At 38.5% G+C, this 18190-nt stretch carries 9 protein-coding genes; 6 read left to right on the top strand and 3 right to left on the bottom strand.

The window, feature by feature from the left end:
• Positions 1–195: 195 nt before the first annotated feature.
• Positions 196–4842 (bottom strand): translocation/assembly module TamB domain-containing protein, encoded by a 4647-nt coding sequence (locus tag AC0QT4_RS01365; protein WP_473199916.1) that lies wholly within the window; start codon positions 4840–4842, stop codon positions 196–198.
• Positions 4842–6803 carry an autotransporter assembly complex protein TamA gene (locus AC0QT4_RS01360; RefSeq protein WP_473199915.1) on the bottom strand — a complete coding sequence of 654 codons (1962 nt, stop codon included), beginning with the start codon at positions 6801–6803 and terminating at the stop codon, positions 4842–4844. The genes AC0QT4_RS01365 and AC0QT4_RS01360 overlap by 1 nt, the downstream gene beginning before the upstream one ends.
• 401 nt (positions 6804–7204) lie before the next feature.
• Here AC0QT4_RS01360 and AC0QT4_RS01355 point away from each other — a divergent pair, with 401 nt between their 5' ends.
• Positions 7205–8737 (top strand): YifB family Mg chelatase-like AAA ATPase, encoded by a 1533-nt coding sequence (locus AC0QT4_RS01355; RefSeq protein ID WP_473200025.1) that lies wholly within the window; start codon positions 7205–7207, stop codon positions 8735–8737.
• A gap of 12 nt (positions 8738–8749) precedes the next feature.
• Here AC0QT4_RS01355 and AC0QT4_RS01350 read toward each other — a convergent pair whose 3' ends face one another.
• A complete protein-coding gene (locus AC0QT4_RS01350; protein WP_473199914.1) occupies positions 8750–9634 on the bottom strand; it encodes a transporter substrate-binding domain-containing protein in 885 nt (294 codons plus the stop codon).
• A 706-nt stretch (positions 9635–10340) separates the two neighbouring features.
• Here AC0QT4_RS01350 and gyrB point away from each other — a divergent pair.
• The 5 genes from gyrB (at position 10341) to AC0QT4_RS01325 (ending at position 17886) form a co-directional block, all read left to right on the top strand.
• A complete protein-coding gene (gyrB, locus tag AC0QT4_RS01345) occupies positions 10341–12773 on the top strand; it encodes a DNA topoisomerase (ATP-hydrolyzing) subunit B (protein ID WP_473199913.1) in 2433 nt (810 codons plus the stop codon).
• Positions 12774–12888: 115 nt separating this feature from the next.
• Positions 12889–13671, top strand: coding sequence for a bifunctional demethylmenaquinone methyltransferase/2-methoxy-6-polyprenyl-1,4-benzoquinol methylase UbiE (gene ubiE, locus AC0QT4_RS01340; protein ID WP_473199912.1), 783 nt, complete (start codon positions 12889–12891; stop codon positions 13669–13671).
• A gap of 2 nt (positions 13672–13673) precedes the next feature.
• Positions 13674–15260: a 2-polyprenylphenol 6-hydroxylase gene (ubiB, locus tag AC0QT4_RS01335; protein WP_473199911.1), complete on the top strand. Its 1587-nt coding sequence runs from the start codon at positions 13674–13676 to the stop codon at positions 15258–15260.
• A 69-nt stretch (positions 15261–15329) separates the two neighbouring features.
• Positions 15330–16727, top strand: a complete 1398-nt coding sequence (gene coaBC, locus AC0QT4_RS01330; RefSeq protein WP_473199910.1) for a bifunctional phosphopantothenoylcysteine decarboxylase/phosphopantothenate--cysteine ligase CoaBC — start codon at positions 15330–15332, stop codon at positions 16725–16727.
• A 439-nt stretch (positions 16728–17166) separates the two neighbouring features.
• Positions 17167–17886, top strand: a complete 720-nt coding sequence (locus AC0QT4_RS01325; RefSeq protein ID WP_473199909.1) for a sulfate transporter family protein — start codon at positions 17167–17169, stop codon at positions 17884–17886.
• The last annotated feature ends 304 nt before the right edge of the window (positions 17887–18190 follow it).

The following is an 18190-nucleotide window of genomic DNA, read 5'->3' as shown; positions in this document are numbered from 1 at the left end:
GACATGCTGCGTCTCCGTGAGAGATGATTTCTCCTTAGAAAACGTGTTAAAAAAATAAAATACCTCAAACGTGTTTTCTTATAATTCGATAAAAAGCTTTTTCTTTTATGGAATTTTTGGTTTACTCCTCAGGTTTCCTATGACTTAGAGAATAAAGTATAAAAACTGAGTAATTGGACTTCAGAGCTTCACTCTCTAATAGTCTTTTTCATAAAATAAGCCAACACTAGAATTCTTTTCATTTCCTATAGCACCTTTAGCTTTGAGGTGACGGGAAATATCTAAATTGATTGTTCCTTTTGTCATTCCATCAGATCCAGCTTCAAAGCCTAAATAAATGTTGTTGTGTATATAGCGACCAACGCGTAAGCCTGTCTTGCCTTTCTCATCAACGACAACATCAAGATCATCAAGACCAATTTTAGACCGTAGAGTGTTCAATAAGGAGGTATTAGAAGCACCAGCAAGATCAGCCGCCGCAGCTGCAAGCTGTGCAATCTGAAACGGTGATAATTCGCTCAAAGAGCGATTAAAAATTAAACGCGCTAAAACCTCATCTTGCGGCAAATTAGGTTGTGAAGAAAAATGAACATCAATGTCATCAATTGTTCCACTTACCGTAACAGTGACGCGAATATCACCACTCTCCTTGTTTGCCACAAAATAAACGGTAGGATTAAGATTACCACTGAAACTCGCTTGTCCCTGTTCGAAATTAAGACGCTGGGAAAGAATATCAAAACGCCCACGAATCATCTGAAATTCCCCAACAGGATGAACATCATTCAATGGACCTGCTATGTTGATGCGTCCTCCCAGTTCTGTGTCTAACCCTCGTCCACGTACAAAAAATTGATTTTGCGCACTAATTTGCATATTTGATAGCACAACAGAGGAAGATTCTTGAGAGACGCCACGGCTTTGACTAGAGCTTTTAACTTCAGCACGTTCAAGTGTTTTTTTAATTGATTTTGTTAAATTCTTATTTTTAATATCAAGAAATTTCGCGTTTTGAAAATGATCAGGAACCAAAACTTCAGCTTTTTCAACTACGATATCACCACCAATAACAAGGTTATCCAAAAAATGACCCGTCATTGTCATTTTTCCTGACAATGTTGCAAGAATCATAGAACCATCATTATAATTGGCATGATTGAGGTGAAACACCAAATCTGGTTGTAGGCCATTAGAAATACGGCCTGAAGCGGATAGATTTCCTCCCTCGGACGAAAAAGCCAACGCTTTCTCTATAAGAATATGGTCACCATTTAGTTTGCCTTCAATTGTTACATTGTTCAATCCTAAATTTGTTTTTGAATCAAAAAAATTACCATTGGCTATAGAAAAATTTCCCATCAATTGTGGCTGTGATAATGTTCCCTTTATAATTGTATCAATGCTTGCTATACCCGTTATATGTGCACCACGCTTAGCTAACAATAAATCAATAAAAGCAAGAGGTATTGTTCCCTTAACGTTCAATTTTGTTTCTGAATCATTGAGAGAAAGAGGTCCATTGATAGAAAGATCTAATCCTTTATCTCCAGCGGCTAGCACTTTCTCAAGATGAAAAATCGATTTTTTATAAGAACCACGAGCATTCATATTGATCAACAGCGGTCCTTTATGTGTCATAGCGGTCAAGCTTTGACTGGAAAGCTCAAAATCAGCAGATGGATCCTTCATTGTCCCGCCAATATCGACCTTGCCAACAATCGTTCCTTCAAGTGCTTGCCTCTCAATAAAACTATTAACTAAACGTGCAGGAAAATCTTGCAAATTAACATGGAGATCAAGTGTGTTTTTATCTAGAGATACACTTCCCTCAGCTTGTGCTTGTACTCCCTCCCCTGTTAAATTTGCATTCAAAGTGAGATTTTTATCTACGGCTTTACCTGTAGCAGAGAGCACAAAAGGCATTATTTTCTTATCTTGAAGAGCAATGGTTGTCAGTCCTTCACCTTTTATATCGTAGGCTATATCAGGTTTTTTTAAATGGCCTCGAATCATAACTTGCCCTGTTACAGTACCAACTGCTCCAAGATCAGATTTCCATAGATTAACCAAAGCAACAGGAAGCGTATTCATTGTAAGCTTTAGATTAAGAGTATCTTGAACATTTCCTGCAAGTGTAATTCTACCGCCATTAATCGCAACTCCTAATTCATTGACCGTCATTCCATCTTTATCAAAAACAACCGTAGCTGATTTAGGTAATGTCAGATGAAAATTGGATTGCTTAACATCTATAGTTTCAATCTGTACTTCTCGTTTTATACCTTCTGGAAGTTCTGTCATCATCAGATGTCCAGAAAACTGTGCATTCGTATTATTCTGTAACATCGCTTGAACAGTAAAAGCTGTTTGGCCATTATTTCTATTGGCTTGGCCATTTAAACGATTAACCATCATTATAGGGGTTTGGATATGCTCCGCATTGATAAAACCCTCAAGCTGTGTCATACCAAAAGGATCAAAGATATCTGCTTTGATTTCTAATTTTTTAATTTTATTCTTTGCAAAGCTTAAACGGCTAATATGTGCCTTTAGATTGGCTTTTTGTTTGCCATTTTGTTCATCAAAAATAAAATCTCCTTTTACCTTTCCGCTACCTTCCTGCAAAAATAACGCAGCAAGATCTGAAATATCATCAGCATCAATATGCATAGCTCCTTTCACCAGACCTTCCGTTTGAGAAAGATCACCCGTTATCTTTGCGCTTCCCCCTTTAATATCGATATTTTCAAGTTTTCGAATGTGATTAGAATCCTTAAAAGAAGCAGATAAATACAACGGTTTTTTAGCAAAAGTTCCTTCACCCTTTACCGAACTCGTCAAAGAAGGTACCGGTAATGTATTATCCATAAGTGTTTGCATCGTAAATGTTGTATTTTGAAGTTTCTTCCCCATTAAAAACGCTTCAGCAATATGAGCCTGCGTGCTAAATTTTATAAGATTATCGCGCCCTCTTGCGGTACTATGGACCGTGAGCGCACCCTTTACTCTCGGATCTAATCTGGAGAGATCAAATATTTGAGCATACAAATCCATCTTAGCGCTCTCACTTGAAAAAGTACCATCTGCCTTTATATTTGCATATTGGCTTTTCAAATCCAAATGACGCAAAATTAAACCCGTCTTGTTGTGAGCAACACCGCCTGAAAGAGTATATTTTCCTTTAAATAAACGATTGAAAGGTTCTTTATCTATTTGCATATTATCGGTTATCCCTGATAATTCGAAATCAAAAACGCTGTCAATCAAGTCAATAGTTCCCTTGGCTTTAATATCTGCACTCCCAGAGAGTGATTGTTTCGCTAACAAACTAAAAGGAGCGAGTGTTTGAGCTTTTAAACCAAGATCGCCTTTAAAAATAAAACGATCTATTTTCCCTTTTAACCAAGCAGAAAACCCCTGACCAGTAACACTAAAATCATGTATCAAAACAGGGTTTCTAGAAACAATATCTGTATCTAGATGGACATCAACTGTTTGTCCTAGACCGTCTATCAACGCACCATTACTATTTTCAATTCCTCGAAGCGTTCCCTTAATCTGAACACCTACGTGACGAGAGGCTGGATTATCAAGATTCTCGCTCACCCCTCCCATAACAAAAATTGCATCGTGAATATGAATATTTTTATTGCGCAAATGATTTAATACAAGCTGACCATTCCATGATTGTTGCCCTTCGCGGCCATAGTCAATATTTAAAGCAAGATTATCAATATGCATTGGACCTTCTGTTGTTGTTAGACGCGTCGCTCTATTTTCCTTATCAAGAGCCATTTTGCCATCAACAAAAAGCTGCCGCAAAAATCCATCTGCTGTTACTTCTGCATTGGCCGCAACATTCAGTGCTTTACCCTCAATCATCATATGATCAAGGTGCATCACGCCTCTTTCTGTCATTCTTGCCTCTGCTTTCAACGTGACATCAGATTCAAAGAGGCTGCGATATTGAGGAGGCATTAAAGAGCTAAGTGTACCTACGATTTTAGCAGAAAGACTGTGTCCTTCTGCAACACTTGCAAGAATAACATCGCCATCTAAAATAGGATGGTGATCCACTTCTAAAGAAAGTTTGATAGCCAAATCATCAAAAGTACCATTACCTTTAATGGTAAAATTTAATGCTGGACGCTTTTCAATTTTAAAAACATTCGCAAAAATACCATTTTGCGGTTCATCAACCGAAATATCAATTTCAGCAGTACGGTCGCTCTTGGATATCTTTGTTAAAACAGAAAAAGATCCTGGTGCATCTAAACGATGAGCCGCTAAATCAGCATTAAAAACACCATTTTCTAAAGTTAGATTTCCTTTTAAGGAACCATCAGCAAAAAAACCCAAAAGTTCCTGGTCAAGCATCACATGTTGTGCGGTAAACGTATCGATAGAAATGGCAAGTGGCAATTTTGGTAAAGAAAACTTCCTAGCTTTAAGCAAAGATATAAAAGAAAAATTGTCTTGTGGTTTACGTAAAATTGTAACCTTTTCCAACGAAAGTTGGTTAATATTCATGCGCCCCCTCAGCAAAGCTAAACGATTCCAATCCATTTTAGCATTGGTAATTTTAAGCCATACACCTTTTTTATCACTCACGGTAATAGTCTCAATTGATGTCTGAGAAGACAGTGCTCCTTGTACATTATATAACCGAACTTGGCGATTAGGGGCTGAAAGTCCGCGTTCAATCAAAGAGATAAACCATGAACGATCATCCACAGTCATTTCTCTAGAAGATGAATTGCCTCTTTGTGCAAAAACAAAAACACTCACCAAAAAAAACAAAAATCCAGATAAGAAAGCCGATAAACGTATAGTTTTTTTCATTAAAATGCTTGTCCTATTCCCACATAAAAACCGATGCGAGGATCGCCTTTCTCTCTCTTAAGAGGAAAAGCCAAGTCAACGCGCAAAGGTCCAAGACCTGTCATATAGCGTCCTCCAATACCGGCTCCCCATTTAATTTTTTGAGAAAAATCAAATCGCGCCTTTTCCCCTACCAATCCTCCATCGAGAAAACTGACAAGCCCTATTTTATCATTTAAAGAAAAACGTAATTCTGTTGTACCCTCAATAAGCGCTCGCCCACCAACAACAACATCATTCTCTGTTTTAATACCAATATTGCGATAAGCATAACCACGAACAGATCCACCACCACCAGCAAAAAAGAGTGTATCTGAAGGTATTTGTGCTGTATCGCTCCCAAAAATTGTACCAAGCTTTGCTCGCGCTGCAAAAACAAAATGTTCTTTTTCATCTAGCGGCCAGTAAGAACGACCTTCTAAAGTCATTTTTGTTATAAAGTTGTGAGAACGCATTTCATAAAAAGGTTTAATAAACACTTCACCATACAAACCTTTTGTTGCATTAAACTTATTATTACGACTATCGTAAACGAGACTACTTGGTAACCCAATTGTTGTAAAATTACGACTCCCAAAATAGATATCACGTGAAGAACCATTGGAAACTTCCATAGCAACTTGTCCCGATAGATTGCCATTAAAGATATGCGTTATGCCCAACTTTCCCCTGATGGCTTTTGTCGTATAATTATCTAGAACTTCCTGCTGTATTTTTAGTTCTGTCCTAAAGTCTGTATCAGGAGTGAATATACCAGGCTTTATAAATATACCGCCGAGAAGATAATCAAAATTCTTTAGATTATACGATTTTTCTTTTTTGCTGCCAATACCGCTTATTTTCGTTTCAATTTTAAAATGTTCTGCATGGCCCAAAAGATTGTTATGCATCCAATAAGCTTCAAAACCTGCACCATCTAATGTTGAATAGCTACCACCTACACCAAAACGACGTGGTTTACGCTCTTCTAGAACGAGCATAAGCGGTAAACTCCCATCAGGGTTTATTGTATCAGCTTCACGTATATTCACTGCACGAAAGATATTAAGTCGTGCAAGTCTTTCACTTGCCTTGGCCAATGCATCAGAGTCGTATTTTTGTCCCGCCTTCAATCCCGTCATCCATGCGATATAGGCTGAATCTACACTTGGCTTCTTACTAACATTACGCACCCTTAAAGGGCCATAATAAGCTTGTTGTCCAGGATCAACGGTAATCTGCGCATCAATGAAACGTGTAGCATGATCAGCAACTACCTCACTCTTCATAACTTGAGCTTTAGCATAACCTTGTCTACGCCACCCTTCAACCGCCCATCGTTCTGCTTTCAAAATGGTTTCAGATTTGGCAATAGTTCCAATCTTATAACCCAATTCTTCAATTGTAGGCATTCTATTGGTCTTATATTTTACGAATGGAGCAACTTTATCGATACCAGCAACACCAAAAACATATTGGGGACCAGCATTAATGGTAATAACAATATTAGATTTTGCTGGAAGTTGAGTTACCGGACTCAAATCAGCAACTTCTAATCCATTAATCTGAATACTAATAATACCACCGTAACGTCCATCAGCATAAAGAGCAGAGAGAATTGCCCGATAATCTGAACGAGCTTTCGCTAACAAACCAGAAGAACTAAACGCTTTATCTTGATCAGCAATAAGAGAAGAGACAGCTTTAACTATTTTAATACCTTCTGATGGCGCACCCAATGGTGCAACGACATCAACTTTATAAAATTTCTCTGTACCGTTGTTATTATTTGAAGAGGAATTTGCTTTCTTTTGACCAAAAAGAGGGATACCAAATAACTCAAACGCTGCAAGTGGTTGTGGAAAAACACAAATGAAGCATAGAACTATCAATACATGGCGTATGGTCCCTGATTTAAAAAAATCGCCCATCTGGTATACCATCAAATCAGATACCTTCAATACACTTTACATCACTTTATACTATAAATAACATCGAACAAGAAAGATAAATATACCTTACCCTAGATATTCCATACACTTAATTCACATTCTTTTCTTGTGAAGTATAACATGCTCTTCCCCTAATATTAAAAAAATCCAGCATTGCTGTGTAACATAAACAGCCTCGCTCCTTTTTCCTATCATATTCATTTAACTCATTATAAATGTTTTATTTAACCGCATATAATCATGGTTAAATTTGTGCAAATCATTCTTCCCAATTACACTAAAAAGCTTGCACACGTATATAGATCTCCCACTCCCAAAAACCATAGAGAGACTTCTTGATTTTTATGAACAGATATGTTTGTCTCTTCTAAGCTAAAGGGGGAAATAAATTGATGATCGCGCATGTTACAACTGTTGCTTTTCGCGGTCTAGAAGCGGTACCTGTCGATGTACAGGTTATGATTTCTCCTGGTAAAATAGGAATGGCTATTGTTGGATTAGCCGATAAGGCAATTGCAGAAAGTCGTGAACGTGTACAAGCATCCCTTCATGCTTGCGGGCTTTCACTGCCCAATAAACGCGTTACTATTAATCTTGCACCAGCTGATTTGCCTAAAGAAGGATCACACTATGATTTGCCAATTGCTGTAGGCTTAATGCTTACTATGGGAATTCTTCCTCCCGAAGTTGCCCAAGACTACGTTATCTTAGGAGAATTATCGTTGGATGGTTCTATCACAGCTGTCAACGGTGTTTTACCAGCTGCAATGACAGCTTTATCCCTTGATAAAGGGCTCATTTGCCCCCATGCATGTGGACCTGAAGCAGCATGGGCAAATGAAGAAATGAATATTCTCGCCCCCGAGTCTCTTCTTACCATGGTCAATCATTTTAAAGGAACCCAAATTCAAAAACGTCCACAACCACGCCAGTATACAATTCAAACCGAGCTTCCAGATCTTTGCGAAATTAAAGGACAAAAAACTGCCAAACGTGCATTAGAAGTTTGCGCTGCTGGACGGCATAACCTTTTGTTTGTAGGCCCTCCTGGTGCAGGAAAATCTATGTTAGCCCAACGTTTACCCTCTATTTTACCGCCTCTTGATAGCCGTGAACTTTTAGATGTTTCTCTGATTGCTTCTATCACAGGAGAAACAGTCCATAATACCATTTCACTCCACTGTCCTTTTCGTGCCCCGCACCATTCTGCTTCCATGGCAGCAATGATCGGTGGTGGTCTTAAAGGGCGACCTGGAGAAGTTTCACTTGCACATAATGGCATTTTATTTCTCGATGAATTGCCTGAATTTTCTCCACAAGTGCTCGATTCCCTTCGTCAACCTCTAGAGAGTGGAGAATGCGTTATCGCCCGTGCTAATCACCATATCAGCTATCCTGCCCGCATCCAACTCATCGCTGCTATGAATCCTTGTCGATGTGGTATGGCAGGAGAAAAAGGCCATGTTTGTGCAAAAGGAATACGCTGCCAAATTGATTATCAATCCCGTATTTCTGGTCCTCTGCTCGATCGAATTGATTTACGGATTGATGTCCCTGCCCTAACAGCTATGGATCTTATGCAACCAGAACAATCAGAAAAAAGTTGTGATGTTGCAAAACGTGTCGCACAATGTCGTATCATTCAAGCTAAACGGTTTAAAACATTGGGCCTTGACCATATTCGCACCAACGGGGATTGTCCTGCTAAAATTATCGAACAAATTGCCATTCCTGACAAAAATGCTGCTAAACTTTTACGAGATGTGAGTGAGAAAATGCACCTTTCTGCACGAGCCTACCATCGAATTCTCAAAGTTGCACGCACTATCGCTGACCTCGAAGAAGCCAACCTTCTCTCACGCCATCACCTTGCAGAAGCTATTTCCTATCGAATGGGCACTGAAAGATTAACAGCTCTTACCTAAAATCAATATTCATCAATAAAAACTCACCGGAAAATAACGCAAATAAAGCTCTGTAAGTTTACCATCACTTTCTAGAGATTTTAGAGCATAATTGAGTATATTAATTAATTTTTCATTCTTTTTTGCAACAGCAAGCTGCATTCCTTGCCCCAATAATTGTGGAGCCATATACGCTCCTCCAATAAAATGGCAGCAATTAAAAGATTTGGAATCATTTAGCCATAATGATAAAGCAAATCCATCATCAAAAATAAGATCAATCTTATGATCTTGGAGTGCTTTATAAAGCTCCCCCCTGTCTTTAAATTCTTGCCATTTAGCTTCAGGAAAATAACTATGGAACAGCTTTTCGTGAGCACTTTTCGATAACAATCCACTGTTTAAATGGATGAGTTTATCGCTTATTGGTTCATCGAAATTTACAAGTTGAGACGCAATAAATTGAGATGCAACAAATCGAGCTGGAAAACGTAAATAAGACCGTGTAAAAACAAGATCTTGATGCGTTTTAATGGTTTCTTTTAAACCAGCAATAATGATTTCTGCACCACCATCTTTGACATGATCTACAAGCTCCTCCCAAGGAACAACTTCTACCTCACAGACTTTTTCTAAATTTAATTTTGAGCAAATGGCACGTAATAAATCGATATTATAGCCTACCAAGTGCCCTGTTTTGTCAAGAAAGTTAAAAGGAGGAAAATCAAATGTTGTTACAAAACGCAAACGAGTTATATCTGTCGTATCAGACTGTAGTACATGTTCATGCGAACCCAAAAAAGAGGGAAGTACTGCAGTTGTTTCAGCTTCTACGAAAGAAGAAAATAAAAATCGCCATGTTACCAATAAAATTCCAATAAGAATATTGAATCCATTTATAAGTTTTTTTATTTGCAAAATTTTTCTCCCCCTATTTTCAAAGTTACAATACAATTTTTCTCTTCTTAGCTATAATATCTAACGCACTTCACTGAAATATCTGTCACTTTATAGATTAAAATTGCTGCTATTCTCCAAAAACTATTGAAAATAAAGGTTTTTATAAAATTTCCTACACAAACGCATTCTAATTTTTCTTCTATAAGCGATAAAATGTACACACCTTGAACCTTACTAGACAATTTCATAAAAATTCTTCACATGCCCCAAAAGTGTGATGGAAGAACGCATCATTAGTTTTTAAACATTCCATCAGGTAAATAAAAAATAGTTTAGCTCTATAGAATTATTTGTCGTATGTTATACAAGGAACACTTATAAAAATAGCAAAATTGCGCTTTACTCCTTATCATTAAAAAGGAATAATATCTCATTTCTAGATATAATCGAAAAATCAAAATCACTATCGCCCCCCCTTCAAAATATTAATATCTTAGGGATATAAACTTCATGAGACCAATTTTACGTGTTTTTTGCATCTAACATAAAAGGCAAAAGTACAAAAATATTTGCGTGCGCAAGAATCATTCTTTCCTTAAAAACCGACAGATGTTGAATATCAATCTGATATACGGTAAATATCTGATATGGTTATTCCATAAATAACTGGATAGAACGTTAGACTTCGAAAAATTGCAAATTGAACATAGAAATGGATTAACTTATGAGTGATGAAACAACTTCACCAATACAGAGTGGTGACTATGATGCCTCTTCCATCAAAGTTCTCAAAGGTCTTGATGCTGTACGCAAACGTCCTGGCATGTATATTGGTGATACAGATGATGGTTCAGGCTTGCACCATATGGTCTATGAGGTCGTGGATAATGCTATTGACGAAGCTTTAGCCGGTCATGCTACTCTTGTAAACGTCACTCTCCATGCTGATGGTTCTTGCTCTGTTCGCGATAATGGACGTGGAATTCCTACAGATATCCATCCAACAGAGGGTGTTTCAGCAGCTGAAGTTATTATGACACAGCTTCATGCTGGCGGGAAATTTGATCAAAATTCTTATAAAGTTTCAGGTGGGTTACACGGTGTTGGTGTCTCTGTCGTTAATGCGCTATCTGTTTGGCTCAAAATGCAAATCAAACGCAATGGTAAAATTCATCAAATGTCATTTACTCACGGCGTTGCTGATTCTCCATTAAGTGTTGTTGGCGATTGTGATGCAGAAAGTGGAACAGAAATCAGGTTTTTACCAAGCTCCGAGACCTTTACAATGGTTGAGTTTGATTTTGAAACTTTGGAACGTCGTTTGCGCGAACTGGCTTTTTTAAATTCTGGCGTCTATATTCTTCTTGTTGATGAACGTCACGCTGATATTAAATCCGTTGAATTGCATTATGAAGGCGGATTAATTGAATTTGTTAAATATATTGACCAAACAAAAAAACCACTCCTTGATAATCCTATTTACATTGCAAGTGAAAAGGATGGGATGAGTGTCGATGTTGCCTTATGGTGGAATGATTCTTATCATGAGAAGGTGTTATGTTTTACAAATAATATTCCTCAGCGTGATGGTGGAACCCACTTAATAGGTTTTCGCAGTGCTTTAACGCGTCAAATTAATGGTTATGCCGAGTCTTCAGGTATTGCAAAAAAAGAAAAAGTTAACTTAACTGGTGATGATTGCCGTGAAGGACTCACAGCTATCCTTTCTGTCAAGGTTCCTGATCCAAAATTTTCTTCACAAACAAAGGACAAATTAGTTTCTTCTGAAGTGCGCCCCATTGTTGAAAATTTGGTAAATGAAGGTCTTTCAGCATGGTTAGAAGAGCATCCTAATGAAGCAAAGTTACTCATTAGTAAAGTGGTAGAAGCTGCAACAGCGCGTGAAGCAGCACGTAAAGCACGTGAACTCACAAGACGAAAAGGGGCTCTTGATATCACTTCTCTACCCGGAAAACTTGCTGATTGCCAAGAACGGGATCCAGCAAAATCGGAAATTTTTATCGTTGAAGGAGATTCTGCTGGCGGTTCAGCAAAAAGTGGACGTTCCCGTCAAAATCAAGCAATTTTGCCCCTACGCGGTAAAATCCTCAATGTTGAACGAGCGCGTTTCGACCGAATGCTCTCATCAGATATGATTGGGACTCTCATCACCGCTCTTGGAACTTCCATTGGTAAAGATGAATTTTCACCAGATAAATTGCGTTATCATAAAATCATCATTATGACAGATGCAGATGTCGATGGGGCGCATATCCGCACACTTCTGCTGACCTTCTTTTTTAGACAAATGCCTGAATTGATTGAACGTGGGCACCTCTATATCGCTCAACCGCCCCTCTATAAAGTATCACGGGGAAAATCTTCGCAATATATCAAAAATGAGGCAGCATTCGAAGAATTTTTAATCAATACTGGATTGGAAGAAGCAACTTTAGAATTGTCAACAGGTGAAATGCGTGCGGGGGCTGATTTGCGCCAACTCGCTGAAGATGCTCGTCTGTTACGCCAACTTTTAAATGGTCTTCATACGCGTTATGACCGCACAATTGTTGAGCAAGCAGCAATTGTTGGGGCTTTTAATCTTGAAACCTTTGTAACAGCAGAAAAAGCACAAAAAATAGCAGATAAAGTTGCAAACCGCCTTGATTTAATCGCTGATGATACGGAACGTGGTTGGAGTGGTCAATACAAACCAGATGGAAGTTTATGCTTTGAACGTATTTTACGCGGCGTTAAAGATATTGTTATTTTGGATGCTGGACTTATCAATTCAGCTGATGCACGTCAAATCGATCGTGTTTCTAAAAGTTTCGTAGAAATATATAGCCCTCCTCCACGCCTACATCGCAAAGATAAATCAGAACGAATTTTGGGACCTATGAGTTTATTGGAGAGTATTTTTACAAACGGTAAAAAAGGTATCACTCTCCAACGTTATAAAGGTCTCGGTGAAATGAACGCTGAGCAGCTTTGGGAAACAACTCTTGATCCTGAGGCGCGTTCTCTTTTACAAGTTAAAATTAATGACGCAACCGATGCAGATTCACTCTTTTCTCGTTTAATGGGTGATGAAGTTGAACCTAGACGAATTTTTATTCAAGAGAATGCCTTAAGCGTTGCCAATCTTGATATCTAAAGGTACTCTTTTGTTTCTAGCTGTATAAACATCATGGTTTTATACGTTGTTTTCGTATTTGAACATTCCTTCTACGCTTCATCTACGATTAAAAAAACTAAGGAAGGTCATGCATATGACAGCTGAAACAGAACGTGTAGGTGCCAAAGGTGGTATGGAAAACTCTTTTGGCTTTAAAAAAGTTGATGAAGAGCAAAAACAATCCATGGTTGATGGTGTCTTCCACTCCGTCGCTGAAAATTATGATAAGATGAATGATATCTTATCATTAGGATTACACCGTGTGTGGAAAAATTCTATGGTAGCATGGCTTTCTCCACCAGCACTTTCCAGTTGGAAGGTTCTTGATGTGGCTGGAGGGACTGGTGATATCGCTTTCCGCATCCTTAATGCTTCACGCCAAAAAGCGCATGCTACAGTCCTTGATATTAATGGCTCAATGCTCAGTGTCGGTAAAAAGCGTGCACAAAAAAATGGTCTCGCTCCTCTGATTGATTTTGTTGAAGCCAATGCTGAAGACCTTCCCTTTGAAGATCAAAGCTTTGATGCTTACACTATTGCCTTTGGAATCCGCAATGTACCTCATATTGATACAGCCCTTAGAGAAGCTTTTCGTGTTTTAAAACCGGGTGGGCGTTTCTTATGTTTAGAATTTTCTAATGTCGAAATGCCTTGGCTTGACAAATTTTATGACCTTTGGTCATTCCATGCTATCCCTAAACTTGGTCAAATCATTGCAAATGATGGTGATGCTTATCGTTATTTGGTTGAATCTATTCGTAAATTTCCTAAACAAGATGATTTTGCCCATATGATCAACCAAGCAGGTTTTTCACGCATATCGTACCGCAATCTTACAGGTGCAATCGCAGCGTTGCATTCAGGTTGGAAAATTTAAAAATGGTGCAAATTTCTACTTACTTTCGATTGATGCGCGCAGGATGGGTTTTAGCACGTGAAGGTGTTTTGAGTGCTCTGCCTCACGATGATCTTAAAGGATTTCCAGCATTATGTCATCGTATAGCCGGTGTTGTAGCGCGACGAAAAACAAAAAAAAAGCGAAGATCTGAAAATCTCTCCTATGCTATCAATAAGCTTGGCCCTTCTTACATAAAACTTGGTCAATTTCTCGCTACCAGACCCGATATTGTTGGACATGATATTGCAGAAGATTTGGCACAATTACAAGATCGGGTGCAAACATTTTCTTGCGCTGCTGCTATTGCGCAAATTGAAAGTTCACTTGGTCGGTCTATTAATGATCTCTTTGTAAACTTTTATCCACCCATTGCTGCTGCTTCTATTGCCCAAGTTCATTCAGCTGAATACGATGATGAAACTGGTCATAGAAGAAAATGTGCTGTTAAAGTCATCCGCCCTAATATTAGAACGCGTTTTGCTAGAGATCTTAGAAGTTTTTATCTCGTTGCTCATTTACAAGAACGTTATATACCAGCTTCTCGACGGCTTCGCCCTGTCTGTGTGGTTGACACCTTGGCACAAACGACACGTATTGAAATGGATTTACGGTTAGAAGCAGCTGCCATATCAGAAATGGCTGAAAATATTCAACATGATACAGGCTTTCGGGTTCCACAAATCGATTGGGAGCGAACAGGACGCAATGTTTTAACAATGGAATGGATCGATGGTATCAGAATATCTGAAATTTCTGCTCTCAAAGAAGCTGGTTTTGATTTGAAAGTGCTTGCAATTACGCTTATTCAATCTTTCCTTCGTCATACTTTGCGTGATGGTTTTTTTCACGCAGATATGCACCCTGGTAATTTATTTGTAGACCAAAACGGATGTATTGTTGCTGTTGATTTAGGAATTACAGGACGGCTAGGCAAAAAAGAAAAGCATTTCCTTGCTGAAATTCTTTACGGCTTTATTACCCGCGATTACCACCGGGTAGCACGCGCTCATTTTGAAGCAGGATATGTACCTCCACACCATAATATGGAGAGCTTTGCTCAAGCAAATCGTGCTATTGGTGAACCAATTCATGGACAATCAGCACAAAGCATTTCTATGGCTAAATTGCTCACCCTGTTATTTGAAGTTACTGAACTCTTTGACATGCAAACACGTCCTGAACTTTTATTGCTACAAAAAACGATGGTTGTCGTGGAAGGTGTTGCGCGTACATTAGACCCTCATTTTAATATGTGGAAAGCCTCTGAACCGGTTGTCAGAGAATGGATTGGAAAAAATTTAGGTCCTGTTGGAATTGCAAAAGACTTCAGTGAAGGAGCACAAGCACTCCTTTCTCTGGCACGCAAAACACCGCAATTGATACAAAATTTCCAGCGTATGGAAGAAGATCTTAACCAAATAGTAAAAACCGGATTTAATCTTTCACCGGACACTCTTAAGCAACTTGCTGTTGAACAAAGTCGTACCAACCGTTTTGGACGTTATAGTTTGTTCATTATTGCTCTTTGCTGCGTTTGTTTAACTTTTTACATTTTTCGTTTTTTTTAATCCACTCAATATGCTAAAAAATATAAAGTATGCAATCATTGCAATCAATTTATTTCTTGGAGATATTTTATGGCTAGTCTTACTATTCGCAACCTCTCTCCTGAAATCAAAGAAGCTTTACGTATACGTGCCGCCAAAAATGGCATTTCTATGGAAGAAGAAGTCCGCCGCATTTTAAACAATCCTATCGCTCAATCTATCTCTCCCTCTCAAGCAACTGTCATTGAAACGCAATCATTGCAATCAAAATCACTGCTCCTTATTATTGGTGGTAGTATTGCAGCCTATAAAACTCTTGACCTCATTCGCCGTTTGCAAGAACGTGGCGCGCACTTAAACATTATCATGACAAAAGCAGCACAAAAATTTATTACACCTTTAGCAGCTGAAGCTCTAAGCGGTCGTAGTGTGTATTGCGATTTATTTTCACGAGAAGAAGAGCATGATATTGGGCATATCCGCTTGGCACGCGATGCTGACCTTATTATTTTAGCTCCTGCCACTGCTAACCGCATTGCAAAAATAGCCAATGGCATAGGAGATGATTTGGCTGATTGTGTGCTTTTAGCTGCACGCTGTCCACTCTTAATTGCACCAGCTATGAATCCAGCGATGTGGAGCCATCCAGCAACTGTTCGTAATGTTGCAAAATTACGCATAGATGGCGTTCATATAGTAGGACCAGAAATTGGCAAAATGGCTGAGCGCGATGAAACAGGTTGTGGACGCATGAGTGAACCTCTCACTATTGTAGCTGCAGCAGAAGCTCTTTTAGGTGTGCAAGAAAAACCTCTTGTTGGTCGCCATTTTATTGTTACTTCTGGTCCTACCCATGAACCAATTGATCCTGTGCGTTATCTCGCTAATCGCTCATCTGGCAAACAAGGGCACGCCATTGCAACAACTCTTGCACATTTGGGTGCCAAAGTGACACTTATTTGTGGACCGGTTAATCTTGCCGCCCCACAAAGGGTGAAAACCCTTCATGTTGAGACAGCATGTCAAATGTTACAAGCCGTTCAAGCGGTACTCCCTGCCGATGGTGCCATTTTTGTCGCTGCTGTTTGCGATTGGCGCAGCCAAACACACTCTTTGCACAAGATAAAAAAGGATGCTCAGAAAACACCACTATCCTTACAGATGGTTGAAAATCCTGATATTTTAGCAACAATTGGTCATGCTCCAAACCGCCCCCCTCTGATAATTGGATTCGCTGCCGAAACCTCTGACATCATTGCAAATGCGCAAAAAAAATGTATCGAAAAAGGTGCAAATTTTATTCTTGCCAATGATGTTTCTCTTCATACGGACGGCACAAGCGTCATGGGCTCTGATACAAATCAAGTTTGTCTTGTTAGCAAAGACACTGTCGAACAGTGGCCGCACATGAGTAAACACCAAGTAGCACAAAAACTAGCAAAGGTTATTATAGCATTCTTCGAATCTCATAGCCCTGCTCATTCATGAGCAAAGAACTCTTTGTTACAAATGAATATAAAAGTTCTTTAGAGAGAAAATAAGTAAATGCTTAAAAAAATGCAAAACAGAAATTGAGATGTATTCACAAAATCATGTAAAGCTATTTGTAAATATGATTTTATTCATTCAATGATCACCTTTATACAAACAGTGAGCTTCTACCACTTTGAAAGAAATGAAAATTTTGAAGTGTTTTAGATTATTTGCAAAATGATCAGTTTTGGCATTTTTTACCATTCACTCTCGCTGTTCAGTTCTGAGAATTACAGAAAAATCACAAGGGGACTTTTCTGTAATGTATAAAAAATAACAGCTGTTAGCTCTGTACCTTTCATTAACAAAATTATACAATCTATAAAATCAAGTGTATATAAAGCTCTCGCCATCCTCTTTTTTGTTTTCACTTTTTTTAATTTACTTAGTTATTATGATTTTTACTTCCGCTTATCGCGCTTTACAACGTCTTTTGACCCCGCAATACCGCATTATGATCTTAAAAGCATTGGGTATTACCTTTGCTGTACTTGTCATTGTATGGTTAGGTGTGCACCAGCTTTTTGTATCCTACTTTTGGCCTTGGGTTTCTCATTTTTTCCCAGGATTACCTAGTTGGGCGGGATGGTTAGGTTTGGGCATTCTTATCATTTTTAACCTTGGTTTAGCTTTGCTAATGGCTTTTTTGATTGCTCCAATCACCGCTATGGTTGGTGGTTTTTTCATTGATTCTGCTGCTGAAATTATCGAAAAAGAAGATTATCCAAACGAGCCTATTGGACATGCCCTGCCTTTTGGACGTTCTTTGATTCTTTCCTTGAAATTTGTCCTCTTAAGTCTTTTCGGCAATGGAATCGCTTTTCTTCTCTTTTTCGTTCCAGGGATTAATTTGATTGCCTTTTATGTTATTAATGGCTTCTTGCTTGGCCGTGAATATTTTGTGTTTGCAGCCTACCGCTTTCGATCTGAGCAAGAAGCACATGCTTTCTTACACGCTCATTACCTAACGGTTTTTGGCGCAGGGTTATTGATCGCACTTTTTGTTTCGATTCCTATTCTTAATTTAGCAACACCACTTTTCGCAGCCGCTTTTATGACACATCTCCACAAGATGCTTTCCCAAAAAACCAATGAACATGCTACACAAAAATAATGATCCTCATTCACTTAAAATCTACAAAAATCCTTGAATAAAGGAGAGCTTAAAAGGAAATTTTTCTTTTAAATGTCCGTCTTCACTCCTCTCATCAAAAGAGCCTTTTTAAAAAAATCTTGCTCTGATGCTGGTAGCTCGTTAAAATACTATTGTGTCCATTGTTTTTATGAACTGTTATAATCTTATTGATATTTTATAATGCAATGTTTCTCTGCTTAAAAACTATTGATGTTATGATTAAATAAATGAGGAGTTAACCAAAACAGGGAGGAGATTTTGCTCTCGAAGCAAGAGAACGGAG

This window comes from Bartonella sp. EBT8 (assembly GCF_055796165.1).
The sequence above is the reverse complement of the archived record's forward strand: the minus strand, read 5'-3'. Positions and strand labels throughout refer to the sequence as shown.

What these genes read in the sequence shown, in the direction of transcription:
- coaBC (WP_473199910.1), top strand. Translation starts at nt 15,330, where the DNA reads ATGGCTAGTCTTACTATTCGCAACCTCTCTCCTGAAATCAAAGAAGCT.
- AC0QT4_RS01325 (WP_473199909.1), top strand. Translation starts at nt 17,167, where the DNA reads ATGATTTTTACTTCCGCTTATCGCGCTTTACAACGTCTTTTGACCCCG.
- AC0QT4_RS01365 (WP_473199916.1), bottom strand. Translation starts at nt 4,842, where the DNA reads ATGAAAAAAACTATACGTTTATCGGCTTTCTTATCTGGATTTTTGTTT.
- AC0QT4_RS01355 (WP_473200025.1), top strand. Translation starts at nt 7,205, where the DNA reads ATGATCGCGCATGTTACAACTGTTGCTTTTCGCGGTCTAGAAGCGGTA.
- AC0QT4_RS01360 (WP_473199915.1), bottom strand. Translation starts at nt 6,803, where the DNA reads ATGGTATACCAGATGGGCGATTTTTTTAAATCAGGGACCATACGCCAT.
- gyrB (WP_473199913.1), top strand. Translation starts at nt 10,341, where the DNA reads ATGAGTGATGAAACAACTTCACCAATACAGAGTGGTGACTATGATGCC.
- ubiE (WP_473199912.1), top strand. Translation starts at nt 12,889, where the DNA reads ATGACAGCTGAAACAGAACGTGTAGGTGCCAAAGGTGGTATGGAAAAC.
- ubiB (WP_473199911.1), top strand. Translation starts at nt 13,674, where the DNA reads ATGGTGCAAATTTCTACTTACTTTCGATTGATGCGCGCAGGATGGGTT.